21 protein-coding genes are annotated in these 17,434 nt (G+C 61.4%); 13 read left to right on the forward strand and 8 right to left on the reverse strand.

Annotated elements, in window-relative coordinates:
• Window positions 1-57 precede the first annotated feature (57 nt).
• On the forward strand, window positions 58-579 hold the full coding sequence (locus CWE17_RS02895; RefSeq protein WP_131454875.1) for a photosystem I assembly protein Ycf3: 522 nt from the start codon (window positions 58-60) through the stop codon (window positions 577-579).
• A gap of 17 nt (window positions 580-596) precedes the next feature.
• Here CWE17_RS02895 and radA read toward each other — a convergent pair whose 3' ends face one another.
• Window positions 597-2,024: a DNA repair protein RadA gene (gene radA / locus CWE17_RS02900; RefSeq protein WP_131454876.1), complete on the reverse strand. Its 1,428-nt coding sequence runs from the start codon at window positions 2,022-2,024 to the stop codon at window positions 597-599.
• Between the two features lie 90 nt (window positions 2,025-2,114).
• Here radA and rpaB point away from each other — a divergent pair, with 90 nt between their 5' ends.
• Genes rpaB through CWE17_RS02925 form a run of 5 tightly spaced genes read left to right on the forward strand, consistent with a single transcriptional unit; the run spans window position 2,115 to window position 6,867 of the window.
• Window positions 2,115-2,861, forward strand: a complete 747-nt coding sequence (gene rpaB / locus CWE17_RS02905; RefSeq protein WP_131454877.1) for a response regulator transcription factor RpaB — start codon at window positions 2,115-2,117, stop codon at window positions 2,859-2,861.
• On the forward strand, window positions 2,842-4,167 hold the full coding sequence (plsX, locus tag CWE17_RS02910; protein ID WP_131454878.1) for a phosphate acyltransferase PlsX: 1,326 nt from the start codon (window positions 2,842-2,844) through the stop codon (window positions 4,165-4,167). Before rpaB ends, plsX begins: the two co-directional genes overlap by 20 nt.
• A gap of 47 nt (window positions 4,168-4,214) precedes the next feature.
• Complete coding sequence (locus CWE17_RS02915) at window positions 4,215-5,243, forward strand: beta-ketoacyl-ACP synthase III (protein WP_131454879.1); 1,029 nt, start codon at window positions 4,215-4,217, stop codon at window positions 5,241-5,243.
• Window positions 5,244-5,269: 26 nt separating this feature from the next.
• Window positions 5,270-6,166 (forward strand): ACP S-malonyltransferase, encoded by an 897-nt coding sequence (gene fabD / locus CWE17_RS02920; protein WP_131454880.1) that lies wholly within the window; start codon window positions 5,270-5,272, stop codon window positions 6,164-6,166.
• 29 nt (window positions 6,167-6,195) lie between these two features.
• On the forward strand, window positions 6,196-6,867 hold the full coding sequence (locus tag CWE17_RS02925; RefSeq protein WP_131454881.1) for a 1-acyl-sn-glycerol-3-phosphate acyltransferase: 672 nt from the start codon (window positions 6,196-6,198) through the stop codon (window positions 6,865-6,867).
• Here the strand turns inward: CWE17_RS02925 and CWE17_RS02930 are convergent.
• From CWE17_RS02930 to CWE17_RS02940, 3 genes are read right to left on the reverse strand one after another with little or no spacing between them, the layout of a single operon-like run.
• Window positions 6,839-7,417 carry a YdcF family protein gene (locus tag CWE17_RS02930; RefSeq protein ID WP_131455199.1) on the reverse strand — a complete coding sequence of 193 codons (579 nt, stop codon included), beginning with the start codon at window positions 7,415-7,417 and terminating at the stop codon, window positions 6,839-6,841. The two genes, CWE17_RS02925 and CWE17_RS02930, sit on opposite strands and share 29 nt — an antisense overlap.
• Before the next feature lie 23 nt (window positions 7,418-7,440).
• Window positions 7,441-8,064: a tRNA (adenosine(37)-N6)-threonylcarbamoyltransferase complex dimerization subunit type 1 TsaB gene (tsaB, locus tag CWE17_RS02935; protein ID WP_131454882.1), complete on the reverse strand. Its 624-nt coding sequence runs from the start codon at window positions 8,062-8,064 to the stop codon at window positions 7,441-7,443.
• Window positions 8,061-8,312 (reverse strand): Ycf34 family protein, encoded by a 252-nt coding sequence (locus tag CWE17_RS02940; RefSeq protein ID WP_131454883.1) that lies wholly within the window; start codon window positions 8,310-8,312, stop codon window positions 8,061-8,063. The genes tsaB and CWE17_RS02940 overlap by 4 nt, the downstream gene beginning before the upstream one ends.
• Here CWE17_RS02940 and CWE17_RS02945 point away from each other — a divergent pair.
• Together CWE17_RS02945 and CWE17_RS02950 are read left to right on the forward strand one after the other, a co-directional pair.
• Complete coding sequence (locus CWE17_RS02945; RefSeq protein WP_131454884.1) at window positions 8,311-9,555, forward strand: CCA tRNA nucleotidyltransferase; 1,245 nt, start codon at window positions 8,311-8,313, stop codon at window positions 9,553-9,555. The two genes, CWE17_RS02940 and CWE17_RS02945, sit on opposite strands and share 2 nt — an antisense overlap.
• A 61-nt stretch (window positions 9,556-9,616) precedes the next feature.
• Complete coding sequence (locus tag CWE17_RS02950) at window positions 9,617-10,054, forward strand: RNA-binding protein (protein WP_131454885.1); 438 nt, start codon at window positions 9,617-9,619, stop codon at window positions 10,052-10,054.
• Between the two features lie 71 nt (window positions 10,055-10,125).
• On the opposite strand, the gene CWE17_RS12200 is transcribed toward CWE17_RS02950, so the two are convergent.
• Window positions 10,126-10,302 (reverse strand): hypothetical protein, encoded by a 177-nt coding sequence (locus tag CWE17_RS12200; RefSeq protein WP_164498737.1) that lies wholly within the window; start codon window positions 10,300-10,302, stop codon window positions 10,126-10,128.
• Window positions 10,303-10,323: 21 nt separating this feature from the next.
• Window positions 10,324-10,842 carry a cyclic nucleotide-binding domain-containing protein gene (locus CWE17_RS02955; protein WP_131454886.1) on the reverse strand — a complete coding sequence of 173 codons (519 nt, stop codon included), beginning with the start codon at window positions 10,840-10,842 and terminating at the stop codon, window positions 10,324-10,326.
• A gap of 85 nt (window positions 10,843-10,927) precedes the next feature.
• On the opposite strand from CWE17_RS02955, the gene CWE17_RS02960 reads away from it, so the two are divergent.
• The 5 genes from CWE17_RS02960 to CWE17_RS02980 are packed head-to-tail and all read left to right on the forward strand — an operon-like array spanning window position 10,928 to window position 15,947.
• The gene (locus CWE17_RS02960) at window positions 10,928-11,830 is read left to right on the forward strand and encodes an HlyD family efflux transporter periplasmic adaptor subunit (protein ID WP_131454887.1); all 903 of its coding nucleotides are present in this window, start codon (window positions 10,928-10,930) and stop codon (window positions 11,828-11,830) included.
• Window positions 11,827-13,026 (forward strand): ABC transporter permease DevC, encoded by a 1,200-nt coding sequence (gene devC / locus CWE17_RS02965; RefSeq protein WP_131454888.1) that lies wholly within the window; start codon window positions 11,827-11,829, stop codon window positions 13,024-13,026. Before CWE17_RS02960 ends, devC begins: the two co-directional genes overlap by 4 nt.
• Before the next feature lie 10 nt (window positions 13,027-13,036).
• The gene (locus CWE17_RS02970) at window positions 13,037-13,759 is read left to right on the forward strand and encodes an ATP-binding cassette domain-containing protein (protein ID WP_131454889.1); all 723 of its coding nucleotides are present in this window, start codon (window positions 13,037-13,039) and stop codon (window positions 13,757-13,759) included.
• Between the two features lie 5 nt (window positions 13,760-13,764).
• Window positions 13,765-14,751: an alpha/beta fold hydrolase gene (locus tag CWE17_RS02975; protein ID WP_131454890.1), complete on the forward strand. Its 987-nt coding sequence runs from the start codon at window positions 13,765-13,767 to the stop codon at window positions 14,749-14,751.
• Window positions 14,748-15,947: an MFS transporter gene (locus tag CWE17_RS02980; protein WP_131454891.1), complete on the forward strand. Its 1,200-nt coding sequence runs from the start codon at window positions 14,748-14,750 to the stop codon at window positions 15,945-15,947. The genes CWE17_RS02975 and CWE17_RS02980 overlap by 4 nt, the downstream gene beginning before the upstream one ends.
• On the opposite strand, the gene CWE17_RS02985 is transcribed toward CWE17_RS02980, so the two are convergent.
• Window positions 15,920-16,348 (reverse strand): VOC family protein, encoded by a 429-nt coding sequence (locus tag CWE17_RS02985; protein ID WP_161971406.1) that lies wholly within the window; start codon window positions 16,346-16,348, stop codon window positions 15,920-15,922. The genes CWE17_RS02980 and CWE17_RS02985 overlap by 28 nt on opposite strands.
• A gap of 31 nt (window positions 16,349-16,379) precedes the next feature.
• Window positions 16,380-17,432, reverse strand: coding sequence for an aromatic ring-hydroxylating dioxygenase subunit alpha (locus CWE17_RS02990; protein ID WP_131454893.1), 1,053 nt, complete (start codon window positions 17,430-17,432; stop codon window positions 16,380-16,382).
• Window positions 17,433-17,434: the final 2 nt, after the last annotated feature.

Below are 17,434 nucleotides of genomic sequence, written 5' to 3' on the forward strand. Positions count from 1 at the left end.
GGTTGCAGGCTAGGCAGGACCGATTCCGGTCAGGATGGTGACACTTTCCTGCCCGCCGTGCCCCGCAGCAACCGCAACGACAACTTCATCGACAAGAGTTTCACGGTCATGGCCGATCTGATCGTGAAGCTGTTGCCGATCAATGCTCGGGCCAAAGAGGCCTACGTGTATTACCGCGATGGGCTTTCCGCTCAAAACGATGGGGATTACGCCGAAGCTCTGGAGAACTACGAGGAGAGTCTGAAGCTTGAGGAGAACCCGATCGACCGGGGCGAAACCCTCAAGAACATGGCGATCATCTACATGAGCAACGGCGAGGAGGATCGGGCGCTGGAGACCTATCAGAAGGCTCTGGATGAAAACCCCAAACAACCCTCCTGCCTCAAGAACATGGGGTTGATCTACGAAAAACGTGGACGCATGGCGGAGGAAGAGGGCCGGCGCGATGAAGCCGATGGCTGGTTTGACCGCGCCGCGGACGTTTGGACCCAGGCGGTTCGCCTCAATCCCGGTGGCTATCTCGACATCGAAAACTGGCTGAAATCGAGCGGCCGAAGCAACGTCGACGTGTATTTCTGATCCAGTTCCTCAGGCGTTCAAGCCCGATCGTCTGCCGGATCGACACCGAGGGCCATGACGAGGGCCTCGGTGATCCGTGCTGCCTCGAGCAGCTCCAGATCAAGCGCTGAAGCCAAGCGCCCGAGGCCACTGCCCCTTGGCACAACAGCCCGGCGGAATCCGAGGCGGACCGCTTCTTGAAGGCGTAGTTCCAGCTGGCTCACGGGGCGCAATTGCCCTCCCAACCCCAGCTCGCCCAGCAGCACAGTGCCGTCCGGCAGGGTTAAGTCGCGATAGCTGGCGACCACCGCTGCAGCCACCCCCAGATCCGCCGCCGGCTCTTCCACCTCAAGCCCGCCTGCCACAGCGAGATAGCAGTCGTAGCGCGAGAGAGGCAGGCCCATGTGCTTCTCAAGAACCGCCAGGATCTGATGCAGTCGATTCACAGCAATGCCCGTGGCGGTCCGCCTTGGACTCGAATAACTGGTCGTGCTCACAAGGGCCTGCAAATCGACCACGAGCGGGCGCGTTCCTTCACAGGCCACGATCGTGGACACACCACTGGCTTGATCCCCACTCAGAAATAGAGCGCTGGGATTGCCCACCTCCGCCAGGCCCTGGCCACGCATCTCGAAGACACCGAGTTCATGGGTGGCCCCGAAGCGATTCTTCACGGCCCGCAGCAAGCGATGGCTCGCAAAACGATCCCCTTCAAAGGTGAGCACGGCGTCCACCAAGTGCTCAAGCACCTTGGGACCAGCAAGCACCCCTTCCTTGGTGACGTGACCCACCAGCAACAGCGCAGTGTTCTGACGTTTCGCAAGCCGTTGCAGGGCAGCGGCGCACTCCCGCACCTGGGCCACCGACCCTGGGGCGCTGGACAGATCGGCGTCATGGAGGGCCTGGATGCTGTCAATGATCGCCACCTCCGGCTGCAGAGCCTCCAGCTCCTCCAGCACCAGTTCCAGGTCCGTCTCCGCGAGCAGCTGAAGCTCAGCACTCTTGTCCTGACTTGCTCCCTCCTGGCTTGATGCTTCCTGAAGGCGCTGCCAGCGCAACCTCACTTGAGCCGCAGACTCCTCGGCACTGACATAAAGCACCGAGCGCCGACCCGCCATCCAGGCCGCGCTTTGAAGCAGCAGGGTGCTTTTACCAATGCCGGGATCTCCACCCACCAGCACCAACGATCCCGGCACAAGTCCCCCGCCAAGCACGCGGTCCAGCTCCCCATAACCGCTAGCGAGGCGCTGAAGCGGTTGATCGCCCAGCTCTGCAATCGCTTTCGAGAGGCGGGCCGATGGAGCGGTGGACGGATCCGCACCGGCCCGGCGACGTCGACCATCCTCCCGGGGGGCCGCCTGCTCGACCAACGAATTCCAGCTGCCGCAGCTGTTGCAACGGCCAAAGAACTGACGAGTCTGGGCGCCACAGCTCTGGCAAACGAAGAGGGAAACCGGCCTGGGCACGTCGAATGATGAAGAAACTTGGCGCTGAGTGAATGATGGGCACCCTCATCCACTTATGTGTGACGAGATCTTGTAAAGGCTGCTGGCCTTATGACAGCCACCGGTTCTGGGAAGGAAACCATCCTCGTCGTCGATGACGAGGCAAGCATCCGGCGGATCCTCGAGACCCGCCTCTCAATGATCGGCTACAACGTCGTGACGGCCTGCGATGGCAACGAGGCACTGGAGTGCTTCCGCGATTGCGAGCCAGATCTGGTGGTGCTCGACGTGATGATGCCGAAGCTGGATGGCTATGGCGTCTGCCAGGAGCTGCGCAAGGAATCCGACGTTCCGATCGTGATGCTCACGGCCCTGGGAGATGTGGCCGACCGGATCACAGGCCTTGAGCTCGGTGCTGACGACTACGTGGTCAAGCCGTTCAGCCCCAAGGAACTGGAGGCTCGGATCCGCTGCGTTCTGCGCCGGGTTGACAAGGACCAGGTGGCCGGCATCCCCAACTCCGGCGTCATTCAGGTGGCTGATCTGCGCATCGACACCAACAAGCGACAGGTGTTTCGCGCTGATGAGCGGATCCGCCTCACCGGGATGGAGTTCAGCCTTCTGGAGCTCCTGGTGAGTCGCTCCGGCGAACCCTTCAGCCGAGGAGAAATTCTCAAGGACGTGTGGGGCTACACCCCTGAGCGACATGTCGATACTCGGGTGGTGGATGTTCATATCTCCCGGCTTCGCTCCAAACTGGAAGACGATCCGGCAAATCCCGAGCTGATCCTTACGGCCCGGGGAACCGGCTATCTGTTCCAGCGCATCGTCGATTCAGTTGCCTCCGAAGGACCCTGACTCCGCCGCGACTCCGTCGCCCCGGACCAAACCACGTCGTTCTCGTGCCGTTCGTCGGCTCGTGATCTGGTATCGACGCAACGCAGCGGTGACCAGCCTCGTGGACACCGCTACCACCTCGGCCAGCGCCGCCGGTACCGCCGCGGGCAACGTGGCTGGATCCGTCGGATCCATGGCCGGCAGCATGCTGCAGCCTTTGGTCTTCGATCCTCTGCGCCGGCTGCAAGGTGGTGGTGAGGGTTCCGATCAAACGATTGACGACCGCGATCGGCTCTGGGTGGCCGTTGACGGCATGGGTGGTGACCACGCACCAGGCCCGATCCTCGAAGGATGCCTCGAGGCGATCGAGCGGCTCCCCCTCCGCATTCGTTTCGTCGGAGAAACCGATCGGGTGCTGCAAGCTGCTGCTGCCATGGAGCTCAGCAGCGCCCTGGAGAGGGCCATCGCGGCAGGCACGCTCGAACTGGTGCCCAGCGGGGCCTCCATCGGCATGGATGACGAGGCCACAGCCGTGCGTCGCAAACGCGACGCCAGCATCAACGTGGCCATGGATCTGGTGAAAAAAGGTGAGGCCCTAGCCGTGTACTCGGCAGGAAATTCAGGCGCGGTGATGGCCTCCGCGATCTTCAGACTGGGTCGCCTCGCCGGCATCGACCGACCCGCCATCGGAGCCCTGTTCCCCACCAAGGATCCCGGCCAGCCGGTGCTGGTGCTGGATGTGGGGGCGAACATGGATTGCAAGCCTGCCTATCTGCATCAATTCGCCCTCTTGGGCAACATCTACAGCCGCGATGTGCTGCAAGTGAGCAGCCCTCGCATTGGACTTCTGAACATCGGCGAAGAGGAGTGCAAGGGAAACGAGCTCTCCCTGCGCACCCATGAACTGCTGAGCAAGGAAACCCGCCTGAACTTCGCCGGCAACTGCGAAGGCCGCGATGTGCTGTCCGGAGAATTTGATGTGGTGGTCTGCGATGGCTTTACGGGCAACGTGCTGCTCAAATTCCTGGAATCGGTCGGCAGCGTGCTTTTGGATGTCTTGCGAGCCGAGCTGCCGCGAGGACGCCGGGGCAAGGTGGGATCGGCCTTCCTGCGCAGCAACCTCAGGCGCATCAAGAAACGACTCGACCATGCCGAACACGGGGGCGCCCTGCTCCTGGGGGTCAATGGCATCTGTGTCATCGGTCATGGCAGCAGCCGTGCCCTCTCAGTGCTCAGCGCCCTACGCCTCGCGCATTCGGCGGCCAGTCACGGCGTCATGGACGATCTGAACGCGCTGGGCGAGAGTCAGGCCATGATCGAGGCCTGAAACACCTGGACTGTGGTTGACTGACGCCGAATCTGCGGCCGACTGTCTTGACTGGATCACCTCCACTCTCCGGTGCAACCGGTGGCGTGGCCCTGGTGGCCAGCGGCAGTGCCCGTGGTGCCCAACAGATCAGCAACTCCCAGCTGGGCCAACGGGTTGACACCAGCGACGAATGGATTCGCACCCGCACTGGGATTGGCAACCGCTGCATTTGCGGCCCCGATCAGAGCCTTGCTGACCTGAGCCATCAGGCCGGCACGCAGGCCCTCTCGATGGCGGGATGGGACGCCGACAGCCTCGACCTGGTGCTGCTGGCCACATCCACCCCCGATGACCTGTTCGGCACAGCACCGAAGGTGCAGGCCCTGCTCGGAGCCCGCAACGCTGTTGCCTTCGATCTCACAGCTGCCTGCAGCGGCTTTCTGTTCGCATTGGTCACCGCTGCACAATTTCTGCGCACAGGTGCCATGCGCAGGGTCCTGGTCATCGGCGCTGACCAGCTCAGCCGCTGGGTCGATTGGGACGACCGGCGCACCTGCGTTTTGTTTGGAGACGGGGCCGGTGCGGTCGCGCTTGAGGCCACGAGCGCCGACCGGGATGGACTGGTGGGTTTCGCGCTTCGAAGCGATGGTGCCAGGGGAAACTGCCTGAATCTCGCCCAGCACAACGAGCGTCAGACGCTGGTGGACAGCGCCTCGCACCAGGTCGGTGGGTATCAGCCGATCAGCATGAACGGCCAGGAGGTCTACAAATTCGCGGTCCGCGAAGTGCCAGCCATCCTCAAGCAGCTCCTCGAGGCGACTGACACCGCTCCAGAGACCCTCGACTGGCTGCTCCTTCACCAGGCCAACCAGCGGATCCTCGATGCCGTTGCCGATCGTTTCAACCTTCCCCACGCGAAGGTCCTCAGCAACCTGGCCCACTACGGCAACACCTCCGCCGCCACGATCCCACTGATGCTGGATGAAGCCGTCCGTGACGGGCGTGTACAGCCTGGCCACCGCATTGCAAGCAGCGGATTCGGAGCCGGTCTTAGCTGGGGGGCTGCGCTGTTCCACTGGCAAGGCCCCTCGTAGGCTCGCCGCACTGCTGCTCGCGAGTGATGTCGATCGCCTGGGTGTTTCCTGGTCAAGGGTCTCAGAAACTAGGCATGGCCGATCCGGTGCTCGCTCTTCCCGGAGCAGAGGAACGTTTCGCGCTGGCCGAAAAGATCCTGGGCAGGAATCTGCTGGCCATCTGCCAGGGGGACACAGACATTGCCGGTGATCCAAGCGACCTGAATGACACTCGCAATACCCAGCCAGCTCTCTTTGTCGTGGAGACGCTGCTCATCGATGAGCTGCGGCGGCAGGGTCGGGAACCGGCGCTGGTGGCCGGCCATAGCCTCGGAGAACTGGTAGCGCTCTATGCCGCAGACGTCTTTGATGCCGCAACCGGCCTGGAGCTGATGCAACGCCGCTCCACCCTGATGGCCGCAGCAGGTGGTGGCGCAATGACGGCCGTGATCGGCTTCGATCGCAGTCAGCTGGACGAACTGGTGGCGGCCCATGAGGCCGTGGTCATTGCCAATGACAACAGCGCTGCCCAGGTCGTGATCTCAGGGACGCCCGATGCTGTGAAAAGCGTCAGCGAGCAACTCACCTGCAAACGGGCGATTCCGCTGCCGGTTTCAGGAGCCTTCCACTCCCCGTTCATGGCCGAGGCCGCCGAAGCCTTCGCCACCCATCTCGATGCCATCGCTTTTGAGGATGCGCGCTTCCCGGTCTTGAGCAACACCGACCCAAGCCCCAGTTGTGATGCAGCTGTCCTGAAGCAGCGCCTCCGGAACCAGATGACCCATGGGGTTCGTTGGCGGGAAACGATGGACGCAATGGTGTCAGCCGGCGTTGACACCCTCGTGGAGATCGGCCCAGGCAATGTTTTGGGTGGTCTGGCGAAGCGCTCCATGGAGGGCATCAGCATCAGCCAGCTGGCCAGCGCCGCTGACCTTGGACTCTGAGCGCAGATCCAGCACCAGGATTCAAAACCTTGACCTCCTCTCTCACCCCTTCTGACGCTGGCGCCCTCCCGGCGCTACTAAGCCCCAAGCCCAGCCTCACCTACAGATTGGTGAGCAATCTTCTGGTGTTTCCAGTCTTCCGGGGCTTGTTCCGCGGACGCACGGAGGGGAACCATCACGTTCCGATGCAGGGTCCCGTTGTGGTGGTCGCCAACCATGGCTCCCATCTCGACCCCCCTCTGCTCGGGCACGCGCTTGGACGCCCCGTGGCCTTCATGGCCAAGGCGGAACTCTTTGCGATTCCGCTGCTGGGACCCATCATTCGAGCCTGTGGCGCCTACCCCGTCAAACGAGGTGCCAGTGACCGCGAAGCGATCCGCACCGCCACGGCTCGCCTCGACGAGGGATGGGCTACAGGCGTGTTCCTCGATGGCACACGCCAGCGAGACGGCCGGGTCAACCAGCCGATGCCAGGGGCGGCCTTGCTGGCGGCCCGCAGCGGCGCCCCCTTGCTACCCGTCGCCATCATCAACAGTCACAGGGCCCTGGGCCCTGGACAGAACCGCTTCAGGCCGGTCCCGATCGTGCTGCGCATCGGAGCTCCGATCCCCGCACCAGCCAGCCGGCGCAAACCGGATCTGGAGGCCACCACCCTCGAGCTGCAGCGCCGGATCAACGCACTCCTTGATCAGGGTTGCTGAGCAGCCGCCCGAGATGATCACGGGCCCAGGGCTTGAGGTCTTGTCCCGTGAGCACCCAGGCCAGGGCTCTGAGACCATCCCCAAACGTTTTGCTGAAGCCCTCCTGCTGACAGTGGGGAGAGCAGGCCACCGGCACTCCCGTGAGACGAATGCCCCGGCTACCCGCCACCAGGGCACCCACGGCCATGGCCCGAGGCAGATGGTCCTCACTTGTGACCAAAAGGAGATGCTGCACCCCCTCTCGCTTCAACTCATCCACCAGCGACGTGAAATTGCCGAGAGTGTCTTCCGCCCGATAGTCGAGGCGTACACGCCCAGCCGAGAGGCCCTCCCGGTGCATGAGCCAATGGGCATACTCCGGATTACTACCGCCGCTCACGAGCAGGGGCAGCTGCAACCTCCTGGCTAGCTGCAAGCCCGCCCTTTCACGGTCGACATCTCCTCCCAGCACAAGGATTCGCTGGGGGGGAGTGCGGGTGAACCAGGCCTGCCGGAAAGGCCGCAGTGGCCAGGCGGCGGCGGCACCCATCAGTGCCGCCAGCAGAAGCATGACTCCACGACGACCGTTCACCGTCAGACCACCCCCACCGGTGACGTGGGATAAACGGGCAGCACCGTGCTCCAGGCAGCGGGACGTTGCAGACGATGGGCGTGGTGGCAGAGATCGAGCAGATGACCCACGTCCGCTTCCACCTGCTCCTCCATCACGAGGGCCGGAGTTGGTTGCAGCTCATCGGCCAAGAGTGCTGGAGGCTCCAGCTCCTCAGCCCCTAGTTGACCTGGGTTCAGGCGATAGCAACCAGCGACCCGGCCGCGGCGGGGCAGGGTCTGCACGATCCAGAACGGAGAGGTCGGGTCCAGAGAAGGCGCAGCGGCGGCTAGCCGGGGTGCCATCAAGGCAAAACTGCTGACACCGTCAAGGGCGCAATCCAGCTGCTGGGCCAGGGTGCGGGCCATCACCACGGTGAGTCGCGTGCCAGTGAAGCCACCGGGGCCGATAGCCACCGCCAACCTGGCAATGTCATCCCACTGATCGCTGGGCAAAAGACGCTGCACAGCCTCGATCAGCTCATTGGTCAGGCCCCGTCCACAGGGGAGAACCAACTGCTGCCTGGAGTGTTGGGGATTCTCGAGATCTAGAACCGCCACACCCAGGGCAGGGGTAGAGCTGTGCAGTGCCAGGAGCCAGCGGGTCATGAGGGGAGCTTCGCACCCGGCCTCAGGCGCTGCCAACGGCCTGGATCCGCATCAAAACTGTCGCAGGCGCGCACATCCCACTCCACACCGACCTCACCACCCTCGAGTTCCAGAACACTCACATGAATGCGAGGGGCATCCGGCTTCCAATCTGGAGCAGCAGTCAGGTGTGGAACACCATGCTGGCGTTCCACCGCGTGATAGGCCTTACAGCGATCCACCCAGCGGCAATCCACACAGATGCACATGGCTCACGACGCCGCTGAGGCCTCCATTCTGGAGCTAGAGCCCGAGCAGCAGGCCCGTGAGGTTTGGCGCAGACTCACCCCAGAACGCTGGCCTGTATCCCCAAAGGATCTCCCTGCGGGTTCAGCCCTTGTCGGGGGCTCGATCCGAGATGCCCTAATCGGACGCCAACGTCGAGCGCCGGATCTTGATCTGGTGGTCCCGGAGGGGGCCCTCAAGCTGACGCAACGACTGGCTCGCGACTATGGAGGGGCCTGTGTCGTACTGGATGAAGCGCGAGATATGGCCCGCCTGGTGCTGGGCGGCTGGACCCTCGATCTGGCCCGTCGAGATGGCGATGACCTGGAAACGGACCTCGGGCGCCGCGATTTCCGCCTGAATGCAATCGCACTGGTGTTGGGGGATGCACCGATGCTGCTCGATCCCACCGACGGCATCGCCGACCTTCGCTGCTCGCGGCTTCAAGCCGTGCAGGAGCAAAACCTGATCGACGACCCCCTGCGCCTACTTCGGGCCCTGCGCCTGATCGCAGAGCTGCCCCTGACGATCGAAGCGGAAACACGCGTGATGCTGCATCGACATCGGCATCGGTTGCCCCTCGCAGCTCCTGAACGAATCCAGGCCGAGCTCACGCGTCTCGTGGAAAGCCCGGGTGCTGCTCTCGCCCTGCAGGAGCTGAAGGCCCTGGACCTGCTGGCCCCCTGGCAGGAACTCCCGGCACCGGGGTTCGGAGGTGTTCTTGCGGGAGCCGATCCGGAGACCACAGCGAGCTGCCTAACCACCCAGGAACGAGACCAGGCCCTACCCCTTCTCCGGCTGACGACCTGCCTGAGCGACGAAGGCCTGCAAGCTCTGCGCTTCAGCCGTCGCCAGCAACAACGCTGCGCAAGGCTGCGCCAGTGGCTGCACCGCGATGACGGCAAAGCCTTCGGTTCACTGCCAGAAGCGGAGCGCCTGACACTGCATCGCACGCTCGAGGATGACCTTCCTGCCCTGATCCTGACTCTTCCGCTCCCTGAGCGAGAGGAATGGCTGCAACGCTGGCGGAACGACGACGATCCGCTCTTTCACCCCCGCCCCCCCGTGGATGGACGCACCCTTCAAGAGAGCCTCTCCATCCCCCAGGGACCCAGGCTGGGGGAACTGCTGCAGCACCTCAGCCTGGAGAGGGCCTTCGGACGCCTCCATCACCGTGAGGAGGCTCTGGAGGCAGCACGGCTCTGGCTCTCTGGGCGCTGTGGTTGACTGGCCCTGCAACGATGAACCCGATCGGACTGACCGGATCTTCAGCTTTTTCCCTCCCTTCATGAGCGTTCGCCTTTACGTCGGCAACCTGCCGCAGGACTTTGATACCAAGGAGCTGGAATCCCAGCTCACCAGCGTTGGGGAGGGGATTCGCTTCAAGGCGGTGCTTGACCGTGAAACTGGCGCCTGCCGTGGCTTCGGCTTTGCCAATGTCAACGATGACAAGGTCGCCGATGCACTAATCGAACAGTTCAACGGCAAGGAATTCGGCGGCAACGCCCTGCGGGTGGAGCGTTCAGAGCGCCGTGATAACAACGCTGGCGCAGCCGGTGGCCGTCGTGGTGGCCGCGACCAGGGTCATGCACCCGGTTCAGCCCACAAGGCAGTGAACAAGGTGGTCCACAGCGATGCCAAGGCCGAGGAAGCTCCGGATCCCCGCTGGGCGGGTGAACTGTCCAAATTGAAGGACCTGCTCGCCAATCAAAAAACAGCCGTCTGAGGCGATTCACACCTTGCCCTGAGGTCCAAATCAATGGACTCTCAGGGCCACAAGTCACAGCAACCAGCCGATCAAGGCAACAGGGCAGCGATAGCGATCACGCCAATAAAGATGCCTAGAAACATGAATCCCATCTTCGTCATATTGGATTCATGGTCATCGATGCCATCGGCGACAGCATCATCAAGATCCGAGCGGAACTGATCGAATGCCTGCTGCTTTTCTGATTCTGAGACGTTTTTAGTCATCGCATTTCGTTAGTGGTGGGATCAGGCGCGGTGGAAGAACCAATACGAGGCCCCAGCCAATACAAACAGAAGAATAATCGGAACAGCTATAGCCATCATGCCGTTATGACTTTTAAGGACACGGCCTTCATGGGCGACCACAGCGTCACGAATGCTTTCCCTCATCTCCTCGCGCAGCCGGGCCAGGTCAGAATCCAGGGTTGAGTCGTCGAATAATTTTTTCAAACGCTCATAAGAACCCTTCCCAAGCACAAGGCTTTTTTCTGGCTTGACGTAAAGGATTTCAAGCAACTCTTCCTTCGGAATTCTGATCAGCTGCACAGAAGTAGCAGCACGGGCATTCGACGTCCGCGTTCGACCGTCAATGACCTCCACTTCACCAAACACGTGGCCTGGACCATGGGTCTCATCGACACCTTCTCCTGTCTCTGGGTAGAGCGTCGTCAGCTCAACACGTCCTGACTTGACCACATAAACAGAATCGCCAGGCTCATCCTGTCTGTAAACGTAGTCACCTTCTTGAGCACTAAGCCGATCCACAACTCTGAATCAACAGATTGGAGCGATCGTATCGCGGCTTCGTTTAATCTGCTGCAACAATGACAGCGTCCTGACAGCACTCAGCATGCCTAGCCCGTCAGGACCGAAGAGTCGCATCAAACCCATCGCCCTTGCGGCACTTGTTGCGGGACTGGGAGTTCTCGGCTGGACCGCACTGAAGCCCAAGCCAGCACCCGAGGTGCAGCGCCCTCTCAAGCGTGAGGTCACGGCCCTTGGTCGGCTCATGCCAGACGGTGGGCTCGTGCCCCTCTCCCCTCCATCGGGAACCGCCGGTGGAAACGAAGTGGTTGAACGATGGTTTGTCGGGGAGGGGGATCCAATCCGTAAGGGGCAGACCCTGGCGCGCCTGAGCAGCTACGACGAGCTGGCTGCCGCCGTGACCCGTGCCCAATCAAAACTCAGTGCCACCAGCGCCCTGCTCCCCTTCCTGGAGATCAGCCAGACCCGGGGAAAAGAACTCTTTGCTGGGGGCGCCATCTCCGAGGAGGAGCTAGCCAAGACCACCGCCAGCATTCTCGAGAAACGTGCTGACATTCAGGCCGCTAGCGCCGACCTTTCGCAAGCCCGTAGTCAACTCAGAAGCGCCGAGATCACCTCACCCCTCGACGGTCGACTGATCAGGATCTACAGCTGGCCAGGGATGAAATCCACCGACGAAGGCCTTGCTTTGATCGGTCGTACAGAAACGATGCAGGTCTGGGCCCAGGTCTTTCAGACCGACATCAACCGTCTGCGCATCGGCCAAGGAGCCACGATCCAGGCAGAGACCGGCGGCTTCCAAGGCAACCTGCGCGCCAAGCTCAGCGCCATCATCGGCAAGGTCTCCGACCGTGACCTCTTCGCGATCGCGTCCAACAACGATGTCAATGCTCGTGTGGTGTTGGTGAAACTCGACCTTGAACCTGCGCGGCAAACGGAACTGGAACGACTCAGCGGACTGAATGTCACCGTCCGTTTTGATCCATGAGTCGCTGGAATCGCCTCTGGGGTCGACTCAGCCTCAACGACCTGCCCCTGGCCTGGTTGCAGCTCAAGCGTCAGCCGGTTCGCTACTTGGTGGCGGTCACCGGAATTGGCTTCGCAGCGCTGCTGATGTACATGCAGCTGGGGTTTCAATCAGGTCTGCTGACCAGCGCCACCACCTTCTACGAGGCCTTAGAAACTGATCTTGTGCTGATTAGCCCCGCAACGGTAGACAGCGGCAACTTCCAGCAATTCCCCCAGTCACTGCTCTATCAAGCACTGGGAGTCAAAGGAATCGAGAAAACGATCCCTCTTTATGTAGCCAATATCAGCGCCCAGAAACTTGGCGGCGTGAAGCCCACCAGCTTGCGTGTGATCGGTTACGACCCAGACGAGCGTGTGCTCAATGTACCGGCCATCAATGCCCAGAGCGATTTGCTCAAGACACCCAATTTCGTTTTGTTTGACACGTTGGGCAATCCAGCCAAGACAGGCCCCGTGCCGCAAACCTTTGACAAGGATGGCCCACTGGATCTGATCCTCTCCGATTTCACAAAATCCTTCCGGATCATGGGCCTGTTTCGACTTGGCTCCACCTTTGCCGCTGACAGCAACTTGATCAGCAGTGATGCGACTGCCATCCAGCTGGCATTTCGACAGATTAACCTCGGCGAGATCTCACTCGGCTTGATACGACTGGATGGCACGGTTGATTCTCTTCGCGTGCAGAAAGACCTTCAGAGAATGTATGGCGCACAGGTTCAGGTGCTGACCAAGCCTCAACTCATTCAGCAGGAGCGGGATTACTGGAACAACGTGTCTTCTTTTGGGGTCATTTTTGGCTTTGGCACAATCATGGGCCTGTTGGTTGGCGGCGTGGTGGTTTACCAGGTTCTCTACACCGATGTGAGCGATCACCTACAGGAATATGCAACCTTGAAAGCGATGGGCTTTTCCAACGGTTTCATCCTCGTGATCGTCATTCAGGAAGCACTATTGCTTGGGGTTTCTGCATTCATCCCCGCCACCCTCATCAGTGCAGGGATGTACGCATTCCTGACAGCCGTCTCTGGGATCCGGATTGATATGACGACTGACAAAACTGTGCTGGTAGGCACGCTCACACTCTCGGTCTGCGCCGCCGCTTCGGCGATTGCCATCCGGAGACTGCGCGATGCTGACCCAGCCTCAGTCTTCTGAGCGGCCCTCCATGACTCGCTCCCCATCCACCGATGTGATTGTGGCCCGCTCGCTTTGCCACAGTTATGGCAGCGGTGAACTGCGCACCCAAATCCTCCACGGACTGGATTTCCAAGTCCGCTCTGGTGAAGTCACCTTGCTTGTTGGCCCATCTGGAAGCGGCAAAAGCACCCTGCTGACCTTGATCGGAGCCCTTCGCTCTGTGGAGGAGGGATCGCTGGAGGTGCTCGGTCGCCAGCTGCACGGCGCCAGTGAACGGGAACTCATGCAGGTACGCCGCCGCATCGGGTTCATCTTCCAGAGCCACAACCTGGTGGCGTCTCTCACCGTTCTGCAGAACGTGCAGTTGCTCCTGCAGCTGGCAGAACCAGACCCAGCGCGCCGCCTTCAACGCGCTGAGGCCCTGCTGGATGCGGTGGGCCTCAGCGAACGCCTCCACCATTACCCGGATGAACTCTCAGGTGGCCAGCGTCAACGTGTCGCGATTGCCCGGGCGCTCGCTCCTGAACCGGACCTCGTGCTGGCAGACGAACCGACCGCCTCCCTCGACAGCCGATCTGGGCAGGACGTGGTGGAGTTACTCGGAGACCTCTGCCGGCGCCGAGGTAGCGCTGTGCTGCTGGTCACCCATGACCTGCGCCTGCTCAAGGATGCTGATCGGATCTGGGGCATCGAGGATGGACGCATCCAGCCCTGGGAAGAGGCGGAAGCCAACCAGAAACTCACCCATTGATTGCGATGCAAGCTGCCCCTCTCCCCGCCGCCAGCTTCCCTGAGGCCTGGGTCCACACATGGACCTGGAATTCGCAGGACATCAGTTTTGCATCACCGAGTTTGAGAACCGGCAAAGACGTGGTGCTGCTGATCCACGGTTTCGGAGCCTGCAAAGAACACTGGCGCTTCAACTTGGGTGTGCTGAACGAACGGTTCGAGGCGATCGCGATTGATCTGATCGGATTCGGAATGAGCGCGAAACCGAACTCCCGACTGGCGGACGAACCAGCTAGCGAAGGCTCTCTCCTCTACTGCATTGACACCTGGGCCAGCCAGATCTGTGACTTCATCGCCGCCACGATCGACGCCCCTGTGCACCTGGTTGGGAATTCGATCGGGGGGGTGGTGGCCTTGGCCGCAGCCAGGCGTCTGGAACAAAGCGGTCATCCAGCCCGCAGTGTGGTGCTGATCGACTGTGCACAGCGAGCGATCGACGACAAGCGGGTGGCCGAACAGCCCCTCACTCGAAGCTTCGGACGCCCCCTCCTGAAGACACTGGTGAAACAACGCTGGCTGACCACAGCCTTGTTTCGCTCCCTGGCCCGGCCTGGTGTCATCAAGGCCGTTCTGCGACAGGCTTATCCCAGCGGCGCCAACGTTGACGACTCGTTGGTGCAGCGCCTGCAGGCCGGAGCCGACGCCTCAGGGGCCACAGAATCGTTTCGGGGATTCATCAATCTCTTCAACGATCGATTAGCACCGGAGCTTCTGGCGGAGCTGAGCACTCCAGTGCGATTGATCTGGGGACAGGCGGATCCCTGGGAGCCCGTCGCTGAGGCACGCCGTTGGAGCCAGATGGACTGCGTTCAAGAGCTGGTCGAGCTGGAGTCGCTTGGACACTGCCCCCATGACGAAGCTCCAGAGCAGGTCAATCCTTTACTTCTGAAGATGCTGACGGCAGCTGCTGATGACTCGGCGCCTGCAGTGAATGGTGGGGGCAGCACGTCATGAAGAAGCAATCGCTGATCGTTCTTTGTTTGGTGGTTGCAGTGGATGCCGCCAGCTTTGGCTTGCTGCTTCCTGTGGTGCCCTTTTTCGTGCATCAGCTGACCGGGACCTTCAATCCCGTGGCAGTCACCAGCGTGACCGCCACCTATTCCGGCCTGCAATTTCTTGGTGCGCCTCTGATCGGTCGCCTGTCAGACCGTTACGGCCGTCGCCAGGTGCTCACGATCACTGTGGCAGTCAGTGCCCTAGCCCTGCTCGGTTCAGCCCTCGCCAAGTCGCTGGTTGTTCTTCTGCTGTTCCAGGCCCTGAACGGGGCCTCCTCTGGCGTGTTTGCGATTGCCCAGGCCGTCGTAGCCGACTCCGTGGATGATCCTGATCAACGCACGATTCATTTTGGTGCAATCGGCGCGGCTCTGGGGCTGGGATTCATCTTCGGCCCTGGGATCGGCGGGGCTCTCGGGGCCATCGATCCCCGTCTCCCCTTCGCCGTCGCTGCGGCGTTCTGCATGCTCAATGTGCTGCTCATCCGGTTGAGACTTCCCGACTCCAGGCCCTCCCAGTCGAGTGCGGCAGCGGTGCCGGCCAAGGCCGAAGGTTCTTTGCTATGGAACCCCGGGCAAGGAGAGCTGCGACGCCTGCTTTCCGTGTATTTCCTCTTTTATCTGGGATTCAGTGCATTCACAGGCATTTTCGTTCTTGCCGCCAAGGATCGCTTCGATTGGGGCCCCCAACCGGCCTCCTGGATCCTGATGTATGTCGGTGTGGTGGCCGCAGTGGTGCAGGGCGGCCTGCTGCCACGTCTGCTGAAAAAATTTCGCGCCGATCGCCTGTCCCTCGCAGGTCTCACCATGGTTGCTGCCGCGATGTTGGCGGTCTCGGCCATCGAACGGGGCGGTGAGCTCTACCTGACCCAGCTGCTGTTCGCCTCCGGGGTTGGGCTCAGCACCCCAGGGCTGCGTTCAGCGATGTCACAGTGCGTTCCGGACGATCAGCAGGGTGTGCTTGGAGGGTTGACCCAGTCCGTGGTGAGCCTGACATCCTTGCTAGGCCCGCTGCTTGCAGGCCAAACCTATGCACTGACCGGTTACGCCCTGAGCTTCCAGATTCAGGCCATCCTGGTGTTCGCAGCTGTAGCCCTACTCGGCCTCAGCCCGCTACGCCGACAACCGATTCAGGCGGTGAACACCCCATCGGCGTAACCGATGAGTTCGAGCTGATGACCATCAGGATCACTGATGAAGAGGGCCCGGCAGCGGGGGCCGTAGTCGAAACCGGTCACCGCTTCGCCAAGGTTGCGCAAATAGCTCTCCACTTCAGCAAGAGCTCCATAACTCACTCGAAAAGCCACATGGCGCATGGCAATCGAGTTGTGGTCTGGAACGCCTGAGGGATCAGCACTGTCAGCAGGGAAAAGATTCAGATAGTTGCCAGGAGAGACCCGAAGCAGAAACGGTGGTCCCTGCTGGAGGCCTTCCATGCGGGCTTCAGCGAAGCCGAGAACGCGCTGATACCAGGCCATGGAAAGCTCTGGATCACGCACGGTAAGAGCCACGTGATCGAGGGCCTCAATCGGGAGAGACGGTCGCTGCATGTCAGCCATCACAACACTGAACAAACGTTGATGGGAAGTCTCACACCAACAGGCCCTCGCTGCGTTTGCTTCGAAGGATCTTGCGCAGGCTGAGGGTGGAAACATCACTACCAAGCAACAGATCAGCCCGTCCGTCGAGATCGGGAACTAGGGGCGTAAGGGTTTCAACCATGCGCTGATCTTCGGCCATGAAACGATCAACACGGCCCCGGGCATTGGAATCGGCCAGTGGTGTGCGCAGGAACGAACGGTAATGACGCCAAAGATTGAGCGTCACCCCTGGCGAGACGGGCACGTGGGCTGTCATCAGTGAAATGCGGAAATCACCGAACACCACACGCACCAATGAAACGTTGGCCAGCCAGAGCTGGATGTGCTGCACACCAGCATCGGAAGCCTGATCGGCTTCACCGTCCTGGCCAAGGTTGAACCATGCCCGAAGGCCACGGCCCTGATCAGCCCGGTAATGACGATCGCGCGGGGCGAGCACACGTTCATAGACGGAGTCATCACGAGCCCACTGCTCTTCTGGCATCAACTGATCGGGAGCCATCGCCCCGAAACTGCCGCTATGGACAAAAGGCGCATGGGTGAGATCCATAAACGCCTCCAGCACCCGCAGCCAGTTGGCCTGCCAATGGACGGAGCCCTCGAGGATCCGCCAGCCGGAATCATCGTTTGACGGGAGGGGGCCTACATCCGGCAACGACGGCAACGCATCCAGCTCCGTAGGGGCTTCAGGGTTGCGATCCCACCAGACCCAGACCAGTCCGCAGGACTCACGGCAGGGCAGCGTGCGAACGCGTGCACGATGGGGAATCGTTCCATCCGCTGCATTGGCCGGAATCGCAACACAAGCCCCATCAGCGCCAAAACACCATCCGTGATATCCGCAGGCGAGCCCCTTTGGAGTGACCTTCCCCGCGCTCAGGGATGCTCCTTTATGAGGACAACGGTCATGCGCGGCAACAACGGAGCCGTCATCCAGTCGCCAGAGAGCCAACTGCACACCATGAAGCTGAACCGGATGAGGCGTATCCGAGCTCACCGCTGATGCCAGGGCTACGGCGTACCAACTGTTCAACAACTGCATGA

This window comes from Synechococcus sp. BS56D (genome assembly GCF_004332405.1).
Classification (GTDB): domain Bacteria; phylum Cyanobacteriota; class Cyanobacteriia; order PCC-6307; family Cyanobiaceae; genus Synechococcus_C.

What these genes read in the sequence shown, in the direction of transcription:
- CWE17_RS02990 (WP_131454893.1), bottom strand. Translation starts at nt 17,432, where the DNA reads ATGCAGTTGTTGAACAGTTGGTACGCCGTAGCCCTGGCATCAGCGGTG.
- CWE17_RS02930 (WP_131455199.1), bottom strand. Translation starts at nt 7,417, where the DNA reads ATGCTTCTGCTGGCGGCACTGATGGGTGCCGCCGCCGCCTGGCCACTG.
- CWE17_RS12200 (WP_164498737.1), bottom strand. Translation starts at nt 10,302, where the DNA reads ATGACTAAAAACGTCTCAGAATCAGAAAAGCAGCAGGCATTCGATCAG.
- CWE17_RS02985 (WP_161971406.1), bottom strand. Translation starts at nt 16,348, where the DNA reads ATGGCTGACATGCAGCGACCGTCTCTCCCGATTGAGGCCCTCGATCAC.
- CWE17_RS02940 (WP_131454883.1), bottom strand. Translation starts at nt 8,312, where the DNA reads ATGTGCATCTGTGTGGATTGCCGCTGGGTGGATCGCTGTAAGGCCTAT.
- CWE17_RS02980 (WP_131454891.1), top strand. Translation starts at nt 14,748, where the DNA reads ATGAAGAAGCAATCGCTGATCGTTCTTTGTTTGGTGGTTGCAGTGGAT.
- CWE17_RS02975 (WP_131454890.1), top strand. Translation starts at nt 13,765, where the DNA reads ATGCAAGCTGCCCCTCTCCCCGCCGCCAGCTTCCCTGAGGCCTGGGTC.
- CWE17_RS02950 (WP_131454885.1), top strand. Translation starts at nt 9,617, where the DNA reads ATGAGCGTTCGCCTTTACGTCGGCAACCTGCCGCAGGACTTTGATACC.
- tsaB (WP_131454882.1), bottom strand. Translation starts at nt 8,064, where the DNA reads ATGACCCGCTGGCTCCTGGCACTGCACAGCTCTACCCCTGCCCTGGGT.
- CWE17_RS02960 (WP_131454887.1), top strand. Translation starts at nt 10,928, where the DNA reads ATGCCTAGCCCGTCAGGACCGAAGAGTCGCATCAAACCCATCGCCCTT.
- rpaB (WP_131454877.1), top strand. Translation starts at nt 2,115, where the DNA reads ATGACAGCCACCGGTTCTGGGAAGGAAACCATCCTCGTCGTCGATGAC.
- CWE17_RS02970 (WP_131454889.1), top strand. Translation starts at nt 13,037, where the DNA reads ATGACTCGCTCCCCATCCACCGATGTGATTGTGGCCCGCTCGCTTTGC.
- CWE17_RS02945 (WP_131454884.1), top strand. Translation starts at nt 8,311, where the DNA reads ATGGCTCACGACGCCGCTGAGGCCTCCATTCTGGAGCTAGAGCCCGAG.
- fabD (WP_131454880.1), top strand. Translation starts at nt 5,270, where the DNA reads ATGTCGATCGCCTGGGTGTTTCCTGGTCAAGGGTCTCAGAAACTAGGC.
- devC (WP_131454888.1), top strand. Translation starts at nt 11,827, where the DNA reads ATGAGTCGCTGGAATCGCCTCTGGGGTCGACTCAGCCTCAACGACCTG.